The 636-nt window shown below is 48.7% G+C and carries 1 protein-coding gene; it reads right to left on the bottom strand.

The annotated features are described in order from the left end of the window. On the bottom strand, nucleotides 1–636 hold a 636-nt coding region (locus R8O10_RS25840; protein WP_318192043.1), incomplete at both ends, for an efflux RND transporter permease subunit.

The raw sequence follows: 636 nt of genomic DNA, 5'->3' as shown, positions 1-636 counted from the left end.
TTAATGGAAAGATCCCCGTAAGAGCGTACTTTTACGGTGAAAAATGGCGGATCGACTTCAGGGAAAAACTCCGCGCCTAACCCCGCTTTACTGTAAGTAAATCCAACACCACCCGCCAGCAATACCGCGCTCAGCAGCACTTTCCAAGGATGTTGAATCGCCACAAACAAAGTTTTGTAATAAAGCTTGGTAATTCCTGTCGCTTTCTCAAAGTTTCCGTTGTGTAGCTCCACCATTTCTTGTTGGGCTTTAGGATTGATAACCTGAGGTTTACCAATAATGCCGCCAATAACAGGCACAAATAGCAAAGCCATCACCAATGACGCCGCTAACGTCGCGATTAGCGTTAACGGTAAGTACTTCATAAACTCACCGGTAATATCCGGCCAAAAAAGAAGCGGAGCAAATGCCGCCAACGTAGTTGCGGTAGAGGCGGTGATCGGCCATGCCATGCGTTTGGCTGCGTCTCGGTATGCCTCTTTACGCGGCGTGCCTTCTTGCATTCTCCGATCGGCAAACTCAGTGACGACGATTGCACCATCCACCAGCATGCCGACCGCCATGATTAAGGCAAACAGCACCACGATGTTTACGGTAAGACCAAAAACCGAGAGGACTAACAACCCCGTTAAGAAA

Origin of the sequence: Vibrio sp. 1727, assembly GCF_033344415.1 — a bacterium.
In the GTDB taxonomy this organism is placed as follows: Bacteria; Pseudomonadota; Gammaproteobacteria; order Enterobacterales; family Vibrionaceae; genus Vibrio; species Vibrio alginolyticus.
Note: the sequence above shows the minus strand (reverse complement) of the source record. Positions and strands in the feature narration are given on the sequence as shown.